Below are 1,094 nucleotides of genomic sequence, written 5' to 3'. Positions count from 1 at the left end.
AGGCGACGGATACGGTCCCGGGCGGCCCATCCATCACCATCAGCCTTGCCGACCGCCGTCTGTATCTGACCGGTCCAGATGGTGGCGCCCGCAGCTTTCCCATCGCCATCGGCCGTCCCGGCGTGCCGATTCCCGTCGGTGACAGCAGCATCCGGCGCAAGCGCCGCGATCCGACCTGGCGCCCGACCGCGAATCAGCGGCGCGACAAGCCGTCCCTGCCGCGGGCGGTGCCGCCGGGGCCGAACAACCCGCTGGGCAAATTCGCGCTCGATCTCGGATGGCCGGCCATCGCCATCCACGGCACCAACGATCCGGAGTCGATCGGCACACGGGCCAGCGGCGGCTGCTTCCGCATGCTGCCGGCGGACATCGAAACCGTTTTCGCGGCGACGGAGGTCGGCACCCCGGTGCGGGTGGTGCGGGAGACGCTGGGCGGAGGCGGTCCGGGAGGCAGTGCGGAGCGCCCGGTCCCACGGCCGGCGAGGACGCTGCCGGCAGCCGCACCGGTGAGGGTCGAGGCTGCACCGCCACCCTTCCCGCCCTCACCTCCGGCGTCGCAACCTGCCTCCCCCGAGCCTGCCGTCGTCATCGTCCTGCCGGAGCCGGAACCGCCGGCAAAGCCCGTTGCCGATCCGCGCTGTTCCACGGTGACGGCGCCGCTGCGGCGGATGATCTGCGACGTCCCGGCACTCGCCCTGCTCGACGGCCGTGCCCGCGGCGCGCAGGACCGCTTCCTGGCCGGTATCGCCGATCCGGCCGCCCGTGCGACGGCAGCCTATGAGCTGATCCAGGACGAGCGCCGCTTCCACGAGCGGATCGCCGCCCTGTGCTGGATCCGCAGCGGCACGGAGGGCGATCCGGCGGTGGCCGCCGCGGCGCAATCCTGCCTGACGACGGCTCTCGACCGGCGGTTGACGGATGTGGCGGAGCGGATTGCGAGCTTGCGCGGCGGGACCAGGCTGGCCGGCGGACCATAGGTGGAAAGGGCGAATCGCACCGTTGCCGGTCGTTGGGGCTTGCCTGGATCCCCCTTGGGCTGCTAACCCGCAGAACCCAACCGTTCGGACAATCCGCCGCCCATGCCGATCGACTAT

The 1,094-nt window shown here is 72.0% G+C and carries 1 protein-coding gene; it reads left to right on the top strand.

From position 1 onward, the window contains the following. Window positions 1-977: L,D-transpeptidase (locus I71_RS14035; RefSeq protein ID WP_042695474.1), on the top strand; the 977-nt coding region annotated here is incomplete at its 5' end. Between the last annotated feature and the right edge of the window lie 117 nt (window positions 978-1,094).

Origin of the sequence: Azospirillum sp. B506 (genome assembly GCF_000333595.1) — a bacterium.
GTDB lineage: Bacteria > Pseudomonadota > Alphaproteobacteria > Azospirillales > Azospirillaceae > Azospirillum.
The sequence above is the reverse complement of the archived record's forward strand: the minus strand, read 5'-3'. Positions and strand labels throughout refer to the sequence as shown.